Consider the following 20,536-nt stretch of genomic DNA (forward strand, 5'->3'; position numbering starts at 1 on the left):
TTAACATTCTGATTGTATCGCAAACTTTTGATGATTGTCTAGCAACAACACTAAACTTTAATTTTCAGTAATATTTAACAAGGCTTTTAAGCGGTCTTCCCAACCTACTTTATTGTTTTCAGAAAGCGGCTGACTGACCGGCAAAATTAGTTTAGCTTCCCAATCTGAAAGCTCATAATCACAACAGAATTCATTCGAACCGTCAAATTGCTCACCAAAGTATGTTAAAAGATATTCTCGTTTACAACCGTCCTCTTTGATATAAGCAACCATCTCTTGCAATTCTTTTTCTGTTTGAATTTTACGTCGCTCAAACATCGTAATTATTTGCTGAGGTGTAAAAGAATGTTCAAGATAAAACTCAAATAAAGATGCTTGCTCCCCCAAAACACTTGCTGATAACTTGCCATTCTTAATCTGCTCTAGAATTGTAACTGGTGGGAGATCAACGCTTGTTAATTGTCGTTGAATCATTTCATCACCATTTGCATATAGAAGAACCGCCAAACTCTGCTTACCATCACGACCAGCCCGACCGATTTCCTGTAAATAATTCTCTAAATTACTTGGCAAATGATAATGAATAACGTAACGAATATCATTTTTATCAATCCCCATCCCAAAGGCACTCGTTGCACATATCACCTGTAATTCATTATTCATAAATTGATTTTGAATTCGAAATCGTTCAATTGGAGCAACGCCAGCATGATAAGCTGCCACATTTAAATCAGTTTGGTTTTCAAGCCATTCTGCCATCTGAGAAGCCAGCTTGCGACTTGCGAAGTAAATAATCCCGGGACCAGTGAATTTTTGAACTAGTTTCAGAAGTTCACCATCTTTTTCCTTTTGAGTAGCGATGGACTGAACAGCTAAAAAAATGTTAGGACGGTCAACAGATTTAATTACCTGATAGGCAGTCGCCATTCCCATTTTTTTCAAAATGTCCTGCCGAATACGGGGCGTAGCAGTTGCCGTTAACAGCAATGTTGTCGGCGATCCTAATTGCTGCCGAACTTCCTTTAGCAATAAATATTCAGGACGAAAATCAGGGCCCCACTGTGAGATGCAATGGGCTTCATCAATAACCATTAACGCAATCTTATTTTTCTTAAGCGCGGTTAAAACTTGCTGGTTATCAAGCATTTCCGGAGAAGTAAATATAAATTTAAATGATTTCAAATTGCGGAGGACACTTGCTCGCTCTTTTCCGACAAGTTGGCCGCTTAACATAATGACTCGTTTTTCTCCCTGACGATGAAGACGGTCAACTTGATCCTGCATTAGCGAAATCAACGGTGAAACAATGAGAATCGTTCCTGGCAATAAATAAGCTGGTAATTGATATAAAAGGGATTTTCCGGCACCAGTGGGAAGAATTGACAAAGTATCTTTTCCTTCCAGCAAGGCGTTAATTGTCTCTTCTTGGCCTGGACGAAAATTATCAAAGCCAAAATGATTTTGTAAAACATCTAGAATTTCTTGCTTATTTTTCATTTGTTATTCCTTGAAATATTTGATATAGGCGATATTCATAAAAACTGGCAATTTGCTCATCGAATTTCCATGTTGTTGGTTCGCCCTTATAGAATCGACTAAGTTCGTCACGCTTACTCTCTGGCAAAAGAATATCCCAATCTAGCTTGTCAGGAATGAGGATTGCTGCTTCTAAAAGATGCTCCCTAATTGTATTTTCTTTCAACCGTCGCTCTTGAGCAATCAGTTCAATTGGCTCTCCCTGGGTATACAAGTCAAATGTTACTTGGGCACTCCGATTTAGTGGACTCTCATTGATCAATGGAAGGAGCAATTGTTGCAGTGGACCAGGAAAATTACGAGCATAAGCGCTAACTGCTAACATCTCGTCATGACGTAAGTACTGGATATCATCGATTTTTATTTTCAAATCTTGAGCTGCTTGATTAATTGTCCATCCTGATCGCTGATAACCAATCATGACATTAAAAAGGTCTGTTATCATTCGTGGATCTTCACTTTCCAAAGCGCTGCCAAACCGATGGAGATCAGTATAGAGATTTTTAACCAGATCGTGATGATAATTTTGTCGAAACCACTGCTTCACCGCAACCATTTCACTATATGAAATAGCCAATGGGACATATTTTCTTTGATGATGTGAGAACTCTGATACGACTTGAATAGCCAAAAAAAGTCGTTGAATTATCCGTTGAGTATTGGTTAACCAGTACCAGTCGTAAAACGACGGAATGTAGAAACTCTCTTCTTCGTTTTTTAAGACTTTCGCGCCCTCTTCTGTAAGAATTGCTTGGGATTGATCATCAATCGCTAATAATTTATCAGCAACAAGTTGATTAATAAGCTGATCATATTCTTGACGGTTCATTGCGCGGTCTGCCCCTAACCACTCTAAAATTCCATATTGTCGAGCCCAAAAGAGGGTTGCGACTGTTCGCCGGCTTCGAAGAGTGTTTTCAATTACACGAATTCGCCGTGGCTGGTGATAGCTAAAAAAGCGTAATAATTTATTCACGGATTTCACCCCCCTATATATTTATATACGTAATTTATTTAAAAATTCTACCATAAAAATAAAAGGCCAAGAAAAAATCTCAGCCTCTTAATCTATCTTTTTAGATCATTCTATGCTGGTCTAGCCATGAACGTAACCGACCCGCGATAATTATATATACAATTGTAACAACCAAACCTTTAATAATGTTAAAAGGCAACACACCAATCGCCACTAGCTGGGATACTGGTAATGTCGACTTCCAGTTCCAAACCGCCATATATAAAGGCGTAAGGATCCACAGGTTCAACAGGGACATTAAGACAGTCAATGTTACCGTTCCCAAAACAATTCCAGTAATCGCTTGTCTTTTCTTACTCCAGTTATGATGACGCCATATCCAACAAAACGGAAGCAGAAGAGCGAGGGATGAAATGAAATCACTAGTAACTCCAATTAATTCAGCTGGAGAAAAGCCGTGAATCATTCCATGAATTAAACATTTAATTGCGGCGATAATAATTCCGCCAACTGGCCCATAGATATACCCCCCTAGCAAAACAGGGACATCAGAAAAATCCAGTTTAAGGTAGGGCGCCATCGGCAAAACCGGAAACTCAAAAAACATTAAAATAAATGCTAGGGCACCCAAACATGCTATACCTACCAATCGTTGAATACGTTGATGCGTTACTGTCATTAATAACAACCTCCATCTGAGATTGTCTCCATTTGGCATCCTGTATTAAAAAAGCGTTGCCGATTTACCATTTGTTTGTCAGCAACGCAAATAAACTATTTAAAGATTATTTAATACAGAAATCTTCTTTATACCAGACTATACTGTCGGCTCTGGAATTACACCAGATCAACCATTAACAATGGGTTGCGGGCTGTCACCGCCGGTCGGGAATTTCACCGCGCCTTGAAGACAAACGTTTTATATTTTTACAAATCCTATTCTAATAGGCTTTTGCCGTCATGTCAACGTTTATAGCTTGGCTCTTTTTTTCGTAAAATTCCAAGAAGTTTGCCCCATAACTACCCCTCAGATCATTTCACAAATTCAATTTTACTTCTTTAGCAACTGCACTTCTTCAGGCTTTAATGCGCGAAATTCACCCGGCTGAAGACCATATAAATTTAATGGTCCATATGTTTCACGATGAAGTTTAGTCACCGGATGTCCTACTGCCTTAAACATATTCTTAACTTGGTGGTTTCGTCCTTCATGGATTGTTAATTGAACAAGACTTGTCTTCTTGGCACGGTCAACATTCAGGAGCTTCGATTTAGCCGGTTTTGTCTTTCGCCCATCGATGACCACCCCTAAACGTAATTGTTTTAACTCATCATTTTTAACGATTCCTTCAACCTTAGCAACATAAGTTTTTTCAACTTCATATTTAGGATGCATCAGTTTATTTGCCAAAGCACCATCATTTGTTAGGAGAAGAATCCCGGTTGTGTCATAGTCTAATCGACCAACTGGATAAATGCGTTCATCAATATCAGCATCATGAATAATGTCAACGACTGTTCGCCGCCCCTTATCATCATGAGCACTTGAGATAACACCCCGCGGTTTATTTAGCAAGTAGTAAACGTGTTGTTCATGATGGATTGGAACCCCATTTACTACAATCTCATCATGAACGCCAACTTTAGTCCCAAGTTCAGTCACAATCTTGCCATTAACTGCAACTTTCCCTTGAAGGATAAGTTTTTCTGACGCTCGACGAGAAGCTACTCCTGCTTCCGCCATTGCCTTTTGTAATCGTTCCATTAATTATCGTCCTTTCGTTCTTCTCGTGCTTGTAACGCTTCGAGGAAAATATCACCATTAATATTACTCATTTCTAATTCATCTTGATCAGGTAGCGGTGGAAGTTCATCCAAATCGCTTAACCCGAAATAGTTTAAGAAAGCCGGAGTTGTTGAATATAAAAATGGCCGGCCAGGTGCATCCAAGCGTCCATGAGTGTCAACTAACCCACGAACCATTAATTTTTGTAATGATCCTGAACTTTGCACTCCACGAATATCGTCAATTTCTAGTCGCGTAATTGGTTGCCGATAAGCAACAATGGCCAATACTTCTAATAATGCTTTAGTTAATGGCACCGTTAATGGAACTTCAAAGTAATGTTTAATGACCTCTGCTAACTGGGACTTGGTTGCTAAACGATAGGTCTGATCACTTTCAAGTAAGATAAAAGCAGACGTGGGATCATCTTCATACTTCTTTTTTAGCTTTTGTAATATTGCTAGAACAGCCGGTTTCATAAAACCAGAAATTTTTGCTAAATCGCCTAGGGTAATTCCTTCATCCCCACTAATAAAAAGTAACCCTTCAATCTGCGCTTGGTTGGTTAGTTTCGTATTCGTCACTCTTAGGTCCCTCCGCTAAAATTATTGGTTCAAACAAGCCACCTTGGTTAATAGTAATTGCTTGATGTTTTGCTAGTTCAAGAATTGCTAAAAAAGTTGTAACTAAGCCATCACGAGTATGTAAATCTTCAAACAAGTCTTCAAATCTAACCGGACCATCATGAACAATTTCAATCACGTGGTTCATTTGTTGCCCAACGCTTACTTTTTCAGCTGCAACAGTTTCAACTAATGGAGTAGCTAATTGTTGGCGGCGGAGAACTGCTACAAAAGCTTGTTGCAAATCCGTTAATTTGATGCCCGGCTCCACATGAGATTTTACCATTTCACGAGGAACCTGCATTGCTGGCCGAGTATACTCCTGTTGACGCAGATTTTCTTTATCTTTTAATCGATCTGCCGCTTTTTTATAACGCTGATATTCCAAAAGCTGTTCCACTAATTCTTGCCGGGGATCAATCTCCTCTACTTCTGGCTCATCATCCAATACTGGCGACGAAGGTAACAGCATCTGACTTTTAATGTCCATCAGAGTCGCAGCCATTACAAAATATTCACCCGCGACTTCTAATTGGTGGCTTTGCATTTGGTGAAGGTAATCAAGGTATTGGCTTGTAATTTGCGAAATCTGAATATCATAAATATCCATTTCAGATTGCTTTATTAAATGAAGTAATAAATCTAGTGGCCCTTCAAAGTCATGAACTTTTATGACTGGTTGAAATGGATTTTGTGGTTGCACTTGCTTATTCATTATTTCTCTCCCACATGCTAATTATTGGTTGGGTTGCTAAGGTTCCCATGAGGCGTTTATGAGGATACTGATCGTGAACGCCATCTAATAAGGAAAAAATATTATGCCCCGTTCGTTCGCTTGGCGTAAATGATAAGCGGCGAATCAGTACGTAACAATCTCCTATTTCTAAAATCACAATTCCAATAAAGTGGCTATCATCCATGTCTTTCCACAAAAAGATTGGCCAACCATTAGCAAGTGCCCAGTCCATCTCCTCCATAAAGCGATTATCTTTTCGAAGGTCTTTTACTAAGGACAATAAACCTAGGGCGATTTTTTGGTAATCTTTTCGATAACGAACTAACATCGTATTTTCCTTTCTATGCACGCGGATGATATTTCATATAGTTAGCAGATAACTGTTGCGGCGAAACCTGTAAATATGGTTGGAGAGCCTTCATCGCGTTATAACCAAGGATTTCTTGGATTAATTGGACGTCGGCGCCATTTTCTATTAAATGAACAGCAAAAGAATAGCGCATGGTTTGAGGAGTAACTTCTTTTTTGATTTTAGCCTCACTAACCCATTCCTTCATTTTTTTCCAAATTCCTTGCCGCGTCAAAGGATAACCATGAGCATTTAAGAACACCCGCGTTTCGTGCTCATCTCTGAGTAAACGTGGCCGACCGCGGTCTAGGTAGTCGGTAAGCCACTTAACTGCTGGTTGACTTAAGGGAATCATTCGTTCACGTTCATTCTTTCCCGTTAGTTGTAGAAGCTTAACGTCGAGATGAAGTGCTGTCCGATCCAAAGCAATTACTTCACTAACCCTCATTCCCGTTGCATCCATAATCTCTAACAACGCTCGATCACGAAGACCAATTGGGGTTGAAACATCCGGGACTGCCAGCAGTTGTTCAATTTCTTTTTCAGTTAAAATTACCGGTGCAGGTGGTTGGTTAAAGGTATACTGGTGATCAATCATTTCCATTGGATTAATGGTTAGGTTATGGTGACGGATCATGTATTTATAAAATTGCCGTAAACTTGAAATCACACGGTTAATTGTTGAATTAGCTTTTCCCTGCTGACGAAAACTATTAAGGAGGTCAATTAGCAAATAGTGGTCCACCTGTTGCCAATCAGCAATTCCTCGATCTTCTAAATAAGTCACAGTTTGTTCTAAGTCCCGTTGATAACTCATCAAGGTATTATCGCTTAATTGTCGTTCATCTTTTAAAAAAGCTAAAAACGCAGCCACTTCATTATTCATTAATCTTGATTCTCTTTTACTAGGATTAATTGGCCATTTTCTTGTTTTACTAATTTTTCTTTAAGCAAATGCCCAATAGCACGTTTAAACTGCCCCTTGCTTATGCCAAAGACATCGCGAATGATCGATGGGTTCGTCTTATCAGTATATGGCAAGCGGTGATTTATATCATGTTCTAACATTGTCAAAATCATTTGTGCATCTTCACCAATAGCTTGGTAGGCACGAGGCTTAAGTGAGAGATTAAGACTACCATGTGATGAAATCCCAATAACCCGCGCTTTAACCCGTTGACCTAATCGTGGTTCTTGGTCTCGTTCACTTGGATGGATAAATCCTAAACGATAGTCATCAGTAATCACAAAGGTTCCACTCATCTTGAGGCGGTAAACCGTGGCATAAGTATCATGGTTGAGCAAGCGTTTATCTGGAGCTGCTGAAATAGTTTGATAGATTTGATCATCTGCTAATTTACCCCATAGACGATCCTTATCATCAACTTGAAGGGACATTAATAAACGGTCACCTGGTTGTGGCCATAAGTGTTTCAAACTTGGCAAGTCATCTAAAGAGACAACAATATCCTTATTGGGAAGACCGATATCAACAAAAACTCCTAGATCACGACGAACATTAACTACTGTACCATAATCATAATGGTCAACCTGGATCGTTGGAATGTGCTCACAGGTCATCTGTAGTTGATGATCCTCATTTTCATAAACAAAGCCGCGTACCTGTCCACCAATATGTAATTCTTGAGGACTTTCACTTTTCGGTAATCGATATGTTTGCCCATTACGATCTGGTTGAACAAAATAATCGGTATCATTTTCATCAATCATTACCGCTGTAACAACTTTTCCTAATGCTGAATTCATTTTTATCACTTATCCTTTTTTATTCTATATCGATTTTACACGGTAAAAGCTTATTTTGCTAGTAAGATCAATGATTATCATTGGTATAAAAAAAGACCGGTTACCAATGACCGATCTTTTCGCAGACAATATTATAAAATATTAGTCGATAGTCTTAACACGCATCATGTTAGTTGCACCTGGTACACCTAAAGGAACACCGGCAACGATGATGATCTTGTCGCCCTTCTTAGCAAAGCCAAGTTCAACAGCCTTCTTAGCAGCTAAGTCGAACATTGTATCAGTGTTCTTCATTTCATCAACAACGTATGGTTGAACACCCCAGTTGATCATAAGTCCACGTTCTACACGTTCGTTTGGAGTTAATGCAACGATATCAGCATTAGGACGGTACTTAGAAATCATCTTAGCAGTGTAGCCTGAAGCAGTGTAAGCAACAATTGTGTGAATGTCTAAGTCTTTAGCTGCGTTAGCAACAGCAGAACCGATAGTTTCAGTTACGTCAGACTTGTCCCAATCGAACTTTTCAGTACCGAATTCCCAAAGGTGGTTTTCAGCCTTGATATCAATGTCGTTCATCATTGCAACAGATTCAACTGGGTAGTCACCGTTAGCACTTTCACCAGAAAGCATAGTAGCATCAGTACCATCAAATACGGCGTTAGCAACGTCTGATACTTCGGCACGGGTTGGACGTGGGTTTTCTTGCATTGAGTCAAGCATTTGGGTAGCAGTAATAACTGGCTTACCTAATTCGTTACAACGCTTGATCATGTGTTTTTGAACAATTGGCACATTTTGGGCAGGAATTTCAACACCCATGTCACCACGAGGTACCATTAAACCGTCAGAAACAGCGATGATTTCTTCAAAGTTGTCGATACCTTCTTGAGATTCAATCTTAGGGAAAATTTGAACATCTTCCATGTTCTTTTCCTTAAGTAATTCACGAATGTCAAGAACATCTTGAGCCTTACGAACGAAGGATGCAGCAATGTAGTTAATCTTGTTTTCCAAACCAAAACGAATATCGCTACTGTCCTTTTCAGTAATACCTGGTAAGTTGATTGATACACCAGGGGCGTTAACACCCTTCCGAGAACCAAGAACACCATGGTTTAAGACGTGACATACAAGTTCCTTGTTTGCATCGTCTTTTTCATCAATAACCATGTCAATTAAACCATCATCAAAAAGAACATGGCCACCAACATGAGTATCATCGTATAAGCCTGGGTAGGTAACAGCAATCTTGTCATGAGTACCTTCAATTGAAGGATCCATTGAAATGCGAACCTTGTCGCCAATTTCAAAGTTGATCTTACCTTCTTTTTGAACAGTAGTCCGAATTTCGGCACCCTTAGTATCAAGCATAAGACCAACGTGCTTGCCAGTAATTTCTTCAGCCTTGTGTACGTTTTCGATCCGACCCAAGTGTTCTGGGTGGTCACCGTGTGAGAAGTTGAAACGGAAAATGTTAGCTCCCGCATTGATCAACTTAACGATCGTATCAACATCAGTACTTGCAGGACCAAGTGTACTTACAATCTTGGTTTTCTTCATAAATGAATCTCTCCTTTTGCATCTATAGCATCAATCACGATCTGTAATTGTATGCCTCATTTGCACACTGTTATGATAGCACTTTTCAAATAACGTGTCTTTATTTTTTATGCAAAAGGTTTTAAAAAAGCGCTATCATTCTAAAATTAGTTATTTTTTCTAACTGTTATTTAATTTTAGAGCTTTCAGTGATTACTATTAAGCTGTTGTAAGACAACGTTTTCTTGGCCAAGAACGGCAACAAGCGCCTTTTTTGCTTTCTGAGAATTTTTTAACCATCGCTTTTGATCAAGTAGGATCTTCTTATCGTTTGCTGGATAAAACAACAAGACAGGAATTGAACCATGGTATTCATTAAAAATATTATTTAACTCTCGATGCACCATCTCAGTGTCTAATGACGGTAAGATTCGTAAAACCCATCGTTGACTAGGGCGCTCCTGTTGAACTTTTTTAACATCCTGCAATTGATTAGCAACTAATTGTAGGCCTCGTCCCTCCCGATATTCTACTCGACCTCTGACAATTAAGATCTTATTTGTTTCTAGTTGCTCTTTGAACTGCTGATATTGTTTAGGAAAGACAGTAATATCAACTACTCCGGTCTCATCTGTTCCATTAACAAAGGCCATTTCCCGATGTTCACGTTTAGTATAAATAGTCTTAACGTGATTTGTAAGGACAATTATTGTCGCTTCTGAATTCGGGTATAAATCAGCAATTTTAGTTGCATGGAGCTGCTGTCCTAATTGGTAATATTGAGTAACTGGGTGGCCAGAAAGATATACTCCTAAGTATTCATTCTCCTTCGTTAAACGGGTCAACAGAGGGAATTCGTTTCGTTGGTCGATTGCCGTTTGGAGCGTAGGATCGTCAAAATTAGCAAAACCGGCAAACAACTCAATCCCGGAAATTAATTTAGGAAGGGCGTCAATCATCTCGGCTCGATTGTACCCCATATTATCAAAGGCCCCACTATAGATTAATGGTTCGATTAATTCTTGCTTTTGCCAACGTTCTGGAATGCGGGTAATAAAATTACGAAGATCTGTAAATTTGCCATTTTCCTGCCGTTCTTCAAGAATCGCGGCGACAAAATCACGACGTACTCCTTTAATAGCAGAAAAGCCAAAGTAAACTGTTCCATCATGTAATAGAAAACTACTCTCACTTATATTGATTCGCGGGCCACTAATCTTGACGCCAAATTGCTTTGCATCCCCCACATGACGCTTCAATTTCTCAATATTAGTTTCTGCATTCATTAGGGCTGTAAAAAAAGCTGCAGGGTAATGAACTTTCAAATATGCCATCTCAAACGCCATCATAGAATAAGCAACTGCATGCGAACGATTGAACCCATAATTAGCAAAGCGATCAATATATTCAAATACCTGGTGAGCAACTTGTGCTGAATAGCCGTGTTCTGTTGCGCCGGCAATAAATTTTGTCCGCATATCCTCCATTGTGGCCTTTTTCTTCTTACTCATTGCCCGGCGTAAAAGATCCGCTTCTCCTAAGGTAAAACCAGCCATTACCGAGGCCAGCTGCATTACCTGCTCTTGATAGACCAAAATACCGTAAGTTGGTCCCAGAATTTTTTCAAGTGAAGGAGCAGGATAAGTAATTTTCTCTTTTCCAGCTTTGCGGGCGGTAAAATGAGGAATATTTTCCATTGGACCCGGACGATAAAGTGCGTTCACTGCCACAATATCTTCAAAATTCGTTGGATGAAGATTGACCAATACATTTCTGATCCCACTTGATTCAAATTGAAAAATCCCTTCAGTTTTTCCTCGCTGGAATAGTTGGAGAGTCAATGGATCGTTAAAGTTAATTTTTTGTAAATCAAAATTAGGATCTTCTTGCCGAATCATTTGAAGAGTATTATCCATGATTGAAAGGTTCTTCAATCCCAAGAAATCCATTTTTAATAACCCCAGCGCTTCTACTGTGTCTTTGGCAAACTGCGTCATTAACAAGCCATCACTACCATCCTGCAACGGCACAACTTCATGTAGTGGCTGCTCAGAAAGGACAATTCCTGCCGCGTGAATTGAATAATGCCGCGGCAATCCCTCTAATTGCTGTGCAACTTGAATCAGCAAACGAAATTTAGGATTATCATCAAGAAGATTTTTTAATTGTTGCGACTCCTTTAATGCATCTTTGATTGTCACGTGAAGGCCATGCGGTAATGCGTCGATTAACCTTTGCATATCGTAACGGGGTAAGTTAAAGACCCGACTCACATCACGAACGACTTGTTTAGCAGCCAATGTCCCAAAAGTAATAATTTGGGCTACGCGTTGGTGACCATATTTTTGATGCACATATTGCAAGACTTCATCACGCCGATTATCGGGAATATCTAAGTCAATATCGGGCATTTGGGCTCGTTCTGGATTCAGAAAGCGTTCAAATAATAAGTCATATTGCAAAGGATCAACCTCTGTAATAGCTAAAGCATAGGCAACTAATGATCCCGCAGCTGATCCCCGTCCAGGGTCGGTCGTAATCTTTTGCTGGTGAGCAAAATTCATTACATCCCATACAATTAAGAAATAATCATCAAAGCCCATTTCATGAATTACTTTTAATTCCATCGCTAAACGTTCTTGGTACTGTTGAATAGTTTTTCCTGGTGCAACTCGCCTTTTTTTCAATCCTTGAATACATAGGGAACGTAAATATTGTTGCGATGATACCCCTGCTTGATTTTTAAAATGAGGAAGGACCGGGGCCCTAAATTGAAGTTCAACGTTGCACAGGGCTGCTACTTCAACTGTCTTTTGTGCGGCTGCACTAAGCCCCTTTGCCTTGTAATCTTGGACAACCTGTTCTTTCAAATGGAGATAATGTTGTCCTCTTCGCCCCGCTTCTATCGTCGGATCTTTTAACTCAACGCCGGCATCAATTGCTTGTAAAACCCGACTAGCAAAAAGGTCATTAGCATTTAAATAATCAACTGGAGACGTCCCTACTAATGGCAAAGATAATTGTTTTGATAATTGTCGCAAGGTATCTATTTGAACGTCATCTAACCGCGAATTGACTCCTAACAGAACGCTATCATCATCCCCCAGATTAGCAAGCTCAGTTAAAATTGATGTTGGCTGAGCAAGCACACTAAAAACCGTACTTTGAGGAGGAATAATTATAAATAAATCATCCAATAAAGGACTAATTTGCGCAACCGTTAAAGGTACTTTTTTATCTTTTCGTGTTTGCTGAAGCGTCGATAGGTCCATCAGATGCTGATACCCTCGTTGATTCTTAGCTAGAAATACTAAATCTAGCTTGGTACCATCCGTCTCATTTAATGCAACTACCAGCCGCAAGCCGAGAATGGGTTTAATTCCTGCTTTTTTAGCTGCATTATAAAATTCGACAGCCCCATATAAAACATTTTCGTCTGTTAACGCTAATGCCTTATACCCTCGTTCCTTAGCTGTTGTAACTAGGTCAGAAATCCGGGTTGGACTTTTTAGCAAACTATAACTACTCTTAACATCTAAGGGCGTAAAATCCACTTCATTTCACCTCTCAATAAAATTATATCAAATCAGACTAAATAGAGAAATTAACCCAACCCTTTCAAAAGCATTAATAAATATGCTAGAATATGGTATGACTTCAAAGGGGATGACCAACATGAACTTTTTATCAAAGAATATCGTGGCTGGTATTTGGGCACTTATTCTGGGTGAGGTCCTAGCTTACATCACAAGTCAACTAGAATCGATGACACCAGACTACACCCTTGTCGGCTGGTGTTCTGTAATTATGGGATTAGTCGTTATCAATTGTGTGGATAAGATTACCGCAGATGCAAATCCTAGCAAAAATGAAGATTAATTAAAAAGGATTGAGTCCAAAATGGCTCGATCCTTTTTAATTTATTTATCTTCTTCCGCAGTCAACCGCACAATCTCAAGCAGGGTATCCAATGCCCGTTCCATCGTTTGCAGTGATACATATTCATAACGGGAATGCATATTTTCTCCACCAGCAAAAAGATTAGGAGTTGGTAAGCCCTTGTAAGAAATTGTTGAACCATCCGTCCCGCCACGAACTGGATAGATATCAGGTTTAATGTCTAGATTTTCCATAGCTTTCTTCGCGATTTCAACAACTTCCATGTGATCCTTAAGCGCATCTTTTAAGTTGTAGTATTGGTCATAAAGATTCATCGTTACTAAGTCTGCACCAAGTTCATCATTTAAACCATCAACAACCCGTTCGAGTAAATGCTTCCGTTCAATAAATGTTTGCTTATCATGATCACGAATTAAATAAGTCATTGAGGCATGATCAACAGTGCCATCAAACTTGTATAAGTGATAGAATCCTTGCCGTCCATCTGTCCGTTCTGCGCGATCATGTGCCGGCAAACTATTTTGCAAGTCAATTGCAACCTGAATAGCATTGATCATCGTTCCCTTAGCAACCCCAGTGTGAACATCTTTTCCTTGAATCTCAATTTCTGCCTGAGCTGCATTAAATGTTTCATATTCCAATTCGCCAAGTGGGCCACCATCAACCGTATAGGCAAAATCGGCCCCAAAATCTTTAACATCAAAATGATCAGCCCCGGTGCCGATTTCCTCATCAGGTCCTAAACCAATCTTAATTGTTCCGTGCTTGATTTCAGGATGAGCCATCAGGTAAGCAGCCATTGTAACAATCTCCGCTACTCCTGACTTGTCATCAGCCCCAAGCAAAGTAGACCCATCAGTAGTAATTAAAGTATTGCCCTGATATTTTTTCAATGATGGAAATTCAGTAGTAGTTAAGACATATTGGCCATCTTTATCAAGCTTAATATCTGACTTGCCATCGTAATCTTCGACAATCTGTGGATTAACGTTATGAGCATTAAAATCTGCAGTGTCGATATGGGCAATGAAGCCAACCGTTGGCACATCCTTGTCAATATTACTTGGAATTGTGGCGACCAAATATGAACTTTGTGGATTAATGTGAACATCACTCAACCCTAAAGATATCAATTCATCTTTTAATTCATTTAAAAATGCAGTTTCCTTAGGATCAGAAGGAATTGTTTTTGAATCTGGATTTGACCTTGTTTCAGTTTTAACATACTTCAAAAAACGTGGTAATAACCCCTCATACTTTTCCTCACTCATGATTAGCATCTCCTTATCTAAAACCTATTTAGTAATAAAAGTAAACGGCTCTGTATTAACTCTACTCTCTAGCACCTCAAACTGCCAATTATTTTCATTCTTCCACTGGGTGATTAAGTTAGCAAGCTGGTGGGCAGCTACCACTTCAATATGATGTCCAGGATCAATAACGACAAGGTGATTAGCAATCATATCGTGCGCAAAGTGGTAACTTACATCTCCAGTGACATAAGCATCAGCTCCAGCTTCAAGAGCTTGTTGATAAAAATCTTGACCAGCACCACCAAGTACTGCAACACGTTTAATCTCTCTCTCTTGGTCAAGCGGGTTGACAATTAACCGTAATCCGCGGATGCCAAAAACACCCATACAATAATTTGCAAATTTTTGCGGTGTTAATGGTTCATTCAGCTCACCAACACGCCCCATTCCAACTGGTTCACCGCTTATTGGATCATTTCCTGCTGGCACTAAAGGCACAGTATTAGTTAGGTGAAGTTGATCTGCTAACCAGTCATTCATTCCGCCATTAGCAGTATCCAAATTCGTATGAGCTGCATAAACAGTAATATTATTTGTCAAAAGTTTAGCGTACATTGCATTTTGCGGATCCCGCGTATCTAGATTCTTTGCTGGGTGAAACATAATGGGATGATGAGCAAAAATAAAGTCAACATTTTGTTCAATTGCTTCATCAACCACTTCTGGGCGAACATCAAGGGTGGTCATTAGTCGAGTAATCGGGAGATCTGGATTGCCAATTTGTAGACCGACATGGTCCCATTTTTCTGCTAGTTGCGGATTAGCAAATTTTTCAAAACGCGCAATTAATTGGTTACCGATTGTCATCGGCGATCGCTTCCTTTACTTGTGATAAAAACTGATTTATCTCATTAATCTTTTTTACTGGTGGCTGTTGAGCCTTTTGCATCTGATCAATAACATGGGCTTCACGTTGAAGATATTCTTGCCATTTTTTCCTAAAAACAGGCCCTTTGTTTTCCAATAAAAATGGTCCAAAATCAAGCTCATACTTACTGTATCTAAATGGGACAACTGATGGCTCAGCAACGATAATCTCATAAATATGATTGTCTTCTTCAATTATTTTTTCGTTCATTATTTGGTAATGATTATTCATTAACCATTCACGCAACTGACTTTCCCCTACATTCGGTTGAAGGACAAGTCGCTTAATTCCTGTTAACTTATTCTTGTCTTTCTCTAAAATCGAAGCAATCAAACTCCCGCCCATTCCGGCAATCGTAATTGTATCGACTTTATCTGCTGGTTCAATCGCTGCTAAACCGTCTGCCAAACGTGGGATAACTTGGCCTTCTAATTGGTGGTCTTTTATTTCACGAACGGCATTTTCATAAGGACCCTTTACTACTTCTCCAGCAATTGCAAAATCAATTTTACCATCTAACACTAATGCGGCTGGTAAATACGCATGGTCAGAACCAATATCAGCTACCCGCACACCTGCTGGAACAAGGGAAGCAACACATGCTAGACGTGCTGATAAGTGCTTTTCATCCACAAAAATCATTCCTTTATCTATTTAATAAATTAATTATAACAAAAAGAGGAAGCAAGATAGCACCCACTTAGGAGTCCTATTCCTACTTCCTTCTAATTTACGCAAGATGGTCTAAAAATTCACCAATTCGTTTAATGGCTTCTGTTAGGTTTTCATCAGAGGAGGCATATGACAGACGAACATAACCATCGCCACCCTTACCAAATGCACTACCTGGTGTTACTCCAACCTTTGCTTCTTTAGCAAGCTGCTTTGCAAAGGCAACATCGTCAGTTCCAAATTGAGCTGGAATCTTAGCAAAAAGGTAAAATGCCCCTTCAGGAGTTAACATTTCAAAGCCTAATTTCTTAAGACCGGTAACAAGTAAATCGCGACGATGCTGGTAAATCTTTCGAAATTCTAATGGATCATTTAAACCATTTGTCAGTGCTTCAGCTGCTGCAACTTGAACGTTATTAGTTACTGTTGTGACTAAGAAAGCATGCATCTTTGAAATATTAGCCATGATCTTAGCTGGAGCAGCAACATATCCTAAACGGTAACCAGTCATTGCGTGAGATTTTGAAAGTCCAGAGATGAAAATCGTCCGCTCTGGAATCATGGTAGCAATTGAATAGTGCTCTACCCCATAGACTAATTCGCTATAGATTTCATCAGCAATCGCATATAAATGATGCTTCTTAATTACTTCAGCTAATCCTGCTAGAACTTCTTGAGGATATTCACGACCAGTTGGGTTGCTTGGGTAGTTAAGAATAACGGCTTTGACGCCTTTTCCCTCTTCTTCAAGGACTTCTTCAAGTTTTTCTGGAGTCAAAACAAAATTATCTGCTGAAGTATCAACCTGAACAACTGTTGCTCCTGTCATTTCAATCAATGGGAAATATAGGGAGAAAATCGGGGTAGGAACCACAACTTTATCTCCAGTATTAAGAATTGCAAATAAGGTTGCATCGAGGGCTTCGGTTGCTCCCACAGTTGCAATTATTTCTGTTTGTGGGTCATAGTGCACATCACGAGTATTCTGAATATAATCACTGATTGCTTCAAGTAATTCTGGCTTTCCCATTTGTGGAGCATAATGAGAATCATCTTCCTCAATACTTCTAATGGCCGCTTGCTTAACGTGTTCAGGAGTTGCCATGTCTGGTTCTCCTAATGTTAATTTAATAATCCCCGGAATCTTTGAAACTTCTTTGTTGAATTCACGGATACCTGATGGCTGTAACGCATCTAACTTATGACTAACAGTTCCATATAAATCAGCAGATAGTTCTGGCATTGTTCGATCTCTCCTCAATTTTTATTTATAATAGATTTAAAAAACGCTTTATAAAAATTTTACCCGAACAATTGAATGTTTTCAATATAAAAATAAGATTTCTCTCATTTATTTTAAATAAAATTAAAAAGCAGCTTAAGATAATTAATTAACTCAAGTTGCTTTTTGTGTAAATTCATTTTTTACGTATATATATTTTTTTATTCTAAGAAATCTTTTAATTGCTTAGAACGTGATGGGTGGCGTAATTTTCGGAGCGCCTTAGCTTCAATCTGACGAATCCGTTCCCGCGTTACCCCGAAGACTTTTCCGACTTCTTCAAGGGTCCGTGTTCGACCATCATCTAAGCCAAAACGAAGCCGAAGAACGTTCTCTTCACGATCGGTTAACGTATCCAAAACATTTTCAAGCTGCTTTTTCATCATTTCATAAGCAGCATGGTCAGCTGGACTTGTTGCATCTTGATCTTCAATAAAGTCCCCTAAATGAGAATCATCCTCTTCACCAATAGGCGTTTCAAGCGAAACTGGTTCTTGGGCAATTTTAAGAATATTCCGCACTTTCTCAGTTGGCATATCCATTTCTGCACCAATTTCTTCTGGTAACGGTTCACGACCTAAATCTTGAAGTAATTGCCGTTGAATCCGGATCAATTTGTTAATAGTTTCAACCATATGAACCGGAATCCGAATTGTCCGGGCTTGATCAGCAATCGCCCGCGTAATAGCCTGACGAATCCACCAGGTAGCATAAGTAGAGAACTTAAATCCTCGCCGGTAATCGAATTTTTCAACGGCTTTCATAAGTCCCATGTTACCTTCCTGGATTAAATCAAGAAACTGCATCCCACGGCCAACATAACGCTTTGCAATTGAAACAACTAACCGTAAGTTTGCCTCAGCTAGCTCTTGTTTAGCTACTTCATCACCTTTTTCAATCCGTAAAGCAAGCTGGACTTCTTCATCAGCCGTCAAAAGGTTTACACGACCAATCTCTTTCAAATACATCCGCACAGGATCGTTAATTTTAACCCCAGTTGGTGCTGATGTATCCTTCATGGCAGATTGTGATAATTTTTCAGTAGCTTTTAAAGCACGAGGATCTGGGTCCCCATTTTCATCGACAACACTAATTCCGGCATCTTCAATATTTTGAAGTAAATTATCAATCCCATCAGCGTTCAATTCAAATGGTTTAGCAATTTTAGTAGTTAATTCATCGTATTCAATCTGCTTTTGCTTCTTGTAATTACGAATTAACTTACCAACTGCGGTGTCATATTCTTGTTGGTCGAAATCGGCGCTGTTAGAAATAACAATGTCTTTTTTCTTGCTCTTTGCCATATTAATTAGTCTCCTCCGTTTTTAAGCGTTGCTGCTGCTTTAATAATTTTACCAGTTCAATCGTTAATTGCGTAGCTAATTCTGTATTATGCAATGAATTAGCTTCTTTTAACTGGGCTTGCTTATCTGCAATTTGCGCAGCTAACGGTGTTTGTTCTGCGATCATATGGATACAATCATCAATTGCCCGCATATCAACTTCTTGGTCAACATTTAAATTTTCAATTTGTCCAAGAGTACCTTGTAAACTACTTTCATCTAAATAATCAAGAAAGTCAGCGGTTGAATACGATCCGTTTTCAGAAAAATAACTTGCTGCTAATAAATACAAGGTTTGATATTTTTCATGTGCAAAATGAAAATCGTGATCTGATGTTACATGCATCCACACTTCACGATCATATAGCATGTACCTTAGTAAGATCTGTTCCGCTAATTCAGTCCTACTAAGTTTAACTTTTCGATGTTCTTCTTCACTAGTTTGTTGAAACTGTTGATGACGCACTAGTGAAGGCTGTTGCTTAATCCATGGCTGATTATGAATTCCTAGTTGCTGTCGCAATTGATCTAACTGCGTCTTTAAGGTTTGCCGATCTAAATTGAACTCACTTGCTAACCGTTGCAAGTACATATCTTCTTCTAAGGGAGCTTGAACTTGAGCAATTACCTTCAGTGCTTGATTAAGATATTGCATCAGCTCATTCTGATTATCTAAATTCTTCCCATTTCTTAAAAAGCGCAGGTAAAATTCTGTTGTTGTTTCTTCCTTATTAGTAAGATAGGCGTTAAATTGCTGTGGACCATACTTTTGAACATATTCATCTGGATCAATCCCAGCTGGTAATTGGACAACCTTCACCTGCAGCTGATTAGGTCGATGATCATTAACGAGACTAATTGCACGATCAATTGCATTTTGTCCCGGTTGATCTCCATCATAGCAAATATCTAATTGCTTTGTAGCACGACCAATAATCGCTACTTGCTCTTCGGTAAAACTGGTCCCCATTGAAGCAATTCCATTTTCGATTCCTGCGGCAAAAGCAGAAATCACATCCATAAATCCTTCAAATAAGTATAATCGACCATCTTTTCGGGCTGCTTTTCGTGCAACGTCAAAATTAAATAATGTCCGTCGTTTGTTGAAAATTGGTGTCTCAGGACTATTTAAATATTTAGGTAAATTTGTTTTACTGGTATCGATTAATCGACCAGAAAAAGCAATTACCTGCCCTTGACCATTTTTTATCGGATACATTATCCGTTCAATGAACCGGTCTCGCAACTCTCCCTGTTGGTCTTCACTAAAAAGCCCACTTTTTCTTAGCAATTGGTAATCAACTTTTTGCTGCTGGAAGAACGGCTTTAAGATTCGCTGATCAGGAGCATAGCCTAAGCCAAATTGCTCAATCAGTTCTTCACTCATTCCCCGTTTTTTTAAATAATTAAGTGCAACTTGCCCAGCCGGTGTATTTACCAATATATGGTGATAAAGTTTAGCTGCTTTATCATGAAGATCAAACAGCTGTCGATTCTCGTTATTTAATGGTTTAGCCGGAACGCTAACATATTGTTCTGGAATCTTGATATTGCTATCGTTAGCGATCTCCTTAACCGCATCAACAAAATCGATATGCTTTAATTCCATTAAAAATTGAAATACATTTCCGCTCCGGTGACATCCAAAACAATAGAAAAATTGCTTTTCCTCATTCACCGAAAAAGATGGTGTCTTTTCATCATGAAAAGGACATAACCCAATTAGATTTTTTCCAGCCTGATGCAATTGGACATAGCGCCCAATTACATCACCAATATCAACTGAATTTCGTATTTCATCAATTACATTACGCGGTATCTTTGCCATTGATCCACCTCACTT

General features: G+C 39.1%; 18 protein-coding genes and 1 riboswitch. Of the genes, 1 reads left to right on the forward strand and 17 read right to left on the reverse strand.

Annotated elements, in window-relative coordinates:
* Positions 1–57: 57 nt before the first annotated feature.
* The 11 genes from LMB56_RS06315 to dnaE form a co-directional block, all read right to left on the reverse strand.
* Positions 58–1,497 carry a RecQ family ATP-dependent DNA helicase gene (locus tag LMB56_RS06315; protein WP_229283596.1) on the reverse strand — a complete coding sequence of 480 codons (1,440 nt, stop codon included), beginning with the start codon at positions 1,495–1,497 and terminating at the stop codon, positions 58–60.
* A complete protein-coding gene (locus LMB56_RS10495) occupies positions 1,487–2,512 on the reverse strand; it encodes a helix-turn-helix domain-containing protein (RefSeq protein WP_229283595.1) in 1,026 nt (341 codons plus the stop codon). The genes LMB56_RS06315 and LMB56_RS10495 overlap by 11 nt, the downstream gene beginning before the upstream one ends.
* A 100-nt stretch (positions 2,513–2,612) precedes the next feature.
* Positions 2,613–3,191 (reverse strand): ECF transporter S component, encoded by a 579-nt coding sequence (locus LMB56_RS06325; protein ID WP_229283594.1) that lies wholly within the window; start codon positions 3,189–3,191, stop codon positions 2,613–2,615.
* 117 nt (positions 3,192–3,308) lie between these two features.
* Positions 3,309–3,428, reverse strand: a riboswitch (FMN riboswitch).
* 135 nt (positions 3,429–3,563) lie between these two features.
* Entirely contained in the window at positions 3,564–4,277 is a 714-nt protein-coding gene (locus LMB56_RS06330) for a pseudouridine synthase (protein ID WP_117115200.1), read from the reverse strand.
* On the reverse strand, positions 4,277–4,882 hold the full coding sequence (scpB, locus tag LMB56_RS06335; RefSeq protein WP_229283593.1) for an SMC-Scp complex subunit ScpB: 606 nt from the start codon (positions 4,880–4,882) through the stop codon (positions 4,277–4,279). Before scpB ends, LMB56_RS06330 begins: the two co-directional genes overlap by 1 nt.
* Positions 4,845–5,636, reverse strand: a complete 792-nt coding sequence (locus LMB56_RS06340) for a segregation and condensation protein A (RefSeq protein ID WP_229283592.1) — start codon at positions 5,634–5,636, stop codon at positions 4,845–4,847. The genes scpB and LMB56_RS06340 overlap by 38 nt, the downstream gene beginning before the upstream one ends.
* Positions 5,629–5,985, reverse strand: a complete 357-nt coding sequence (locus LMB56_RS06345; protein ID WP_229283591.1) for a reductase — start codon at positions 5,983–5,985, stop codon at positions 5,629–5,631. Before LMB56_RS06345 ends, LMB56_RS06340 begins: the two co-directional genes overlap by 8 nt.
* A gap of 13 nt (positions 5,986–5,998) precedes the next feature.
* Positions 5,999–6,892: a tyrosine-type recombinase/integrase gene (locus tag LMB56_RS06350; RefSeq protein ID WP_229283590.1), complete on the reverse strand. Its 894-nt coding sequence runs from the start codon at positions 6,890–6,892 to the stop codon at positions 5,999–6,001.
* Positions 6,892–7,773: a CvfB family protein gene (locus LMB56_RS06355; RefSeq protein WP_229283589.1), complete on the reverse strand. Its 882-nt coding sequence runs from the start codon at positions 7,771–7,773 to the stop codon at positions 6,892–6,894. Before LMB56_RS06355 ends, LMB56_RS06350 begins: the two co-directional genes overlap by 1 nt.
* A gap of 141 nt (positions 7,774–7,914) precedes the next feature.
* Positions 7,915–9,336: a pyruvate kinase gene (pyk, locus tag LMB56_RS06360; protein ID WP_003665875.1), complete on the reverse strand. Its 1,422-nt coding sequence runs from the start codon at positions 9,334–9,336 to the stop codon at positions 7,915–7,917.
* Between the two features lie 185 nt (positions 9,337–9,521).
* Positions 9,522–12,869, reverse strand: a complete 3,348-nt coding sequence (gene dnaE / locus LMB56_RS06365; protein WP_229283588.1) for a DNA polymerase III subunit alpha — start codon at positions 12,867–12,869, stop codon at positions 9,522–9,524.
* An 82-nt stretch (positions 12,870–12,951) separates the two neighbouring features.
* Between dnaE and LMB56_RS06370 the strand changes: the two genes are divergently transcribed.
* Positions 12,952–13,194 carry a YjzD family protein gene (locus LMB56_RS06370; protein WP_019253448.1) on the forward strand — a complete coding sequence of 81 codons (243 nt, stop codon included), beginning with the start codon at positions 12,952–12,954 and terminating at the stop codon, positions 13,192–13,194.
* A gap of 41 nt (positions 13,195–13,235) precedes the next feature.
* Here LMB56_RS06370 and pepT read toward each other — a convergent pair whose 3' ends face one another.
* From pepT to dnaG, 6 genes are all read right to left on the reverse strand, one after another.
* Complete coding sequence (pepT, locus tag LMB56_RS06375; protein WP_229283587.1) at positions 13,236–14,486, reverse strand: peptidase T; 1,251 nt, start codon at positions 14,484–14,486, stop codon at positions 13,236–13,238.
* A 24-nt stretch (positions 14,487–14,510) separates the two neighbouring features.
* Entirely contained in the window at positions 14,511–15,335 is an 825-nt protein-coding gene (locus tag LMB56_RS06380) for a Nif3-like dinuclear metal center hexameric protein (protein ID WP_229283586.1), read from the reverse strand.
* Complete coding sequence (locus LMB56_RS06385; protein ID WP_324294724.1) at positions 15,322–16,029, reverse strand: tRNA (adenine(22)-N(1))-methyltransferase; 708 nt, start codon at positions 16,027–16,029, stop codon at positions 15,322–15,324. The genes LMB56_RS06380 and LMB56_RS06385 overlap by 14 nt, the downstream gene beginning before the upstream one ends.
* Positions 16,030–16,126: 97 nt before the next feature.
* Complete coding sequence (locus tag LMB56_RS06390; protein WP_229283584.1) at positions 16,127–17,311, reverse strand: aminotransferase class I/II-fold pyridoxal phosphate-dependent enzyme; 1,185 nt, start codon at positions 17,309–17,311, stop codon at positions 16,127–16,129.
* A 200-nt stretch (positions 17,312–17,511) separates the two neighbouring features.
* A complete protein-coding gene (rpoD, locus tag LMB56_RS06395; RefSeq protein ID WP_003665864.1) occupies positions 17,512–18,654 on the reverse strand; it encodes an RNA polymerase sigma factor RpoD in 1,143 nt (380 codons plus the stop codon).
* 1 nt (position 18,655) lies between these two features.
* A complete protein-coding gene (dnaG, locus tag LMB56_RS06400) occupies positions 18,656–20,521 on the reverse strand; it encodes a DNA primase (RefSeq protein WP_216578252.1) in 1,866 nt (621 codons plus the stop codon).
* Positions 20,522–20,536 lie beyond the last annotated feature (15 nt).

This window comes from Limosilactobacillus reuteri, from assembly GCF_020785355.1.
In the GTDB taxonomy this organism is placed as follows: Bacteria; Bacillota; Bacilli; order Lactobacillales; family Lactobacillaceae; genus Limosilactobacillus; species Limosilactobacillus reuteri_I.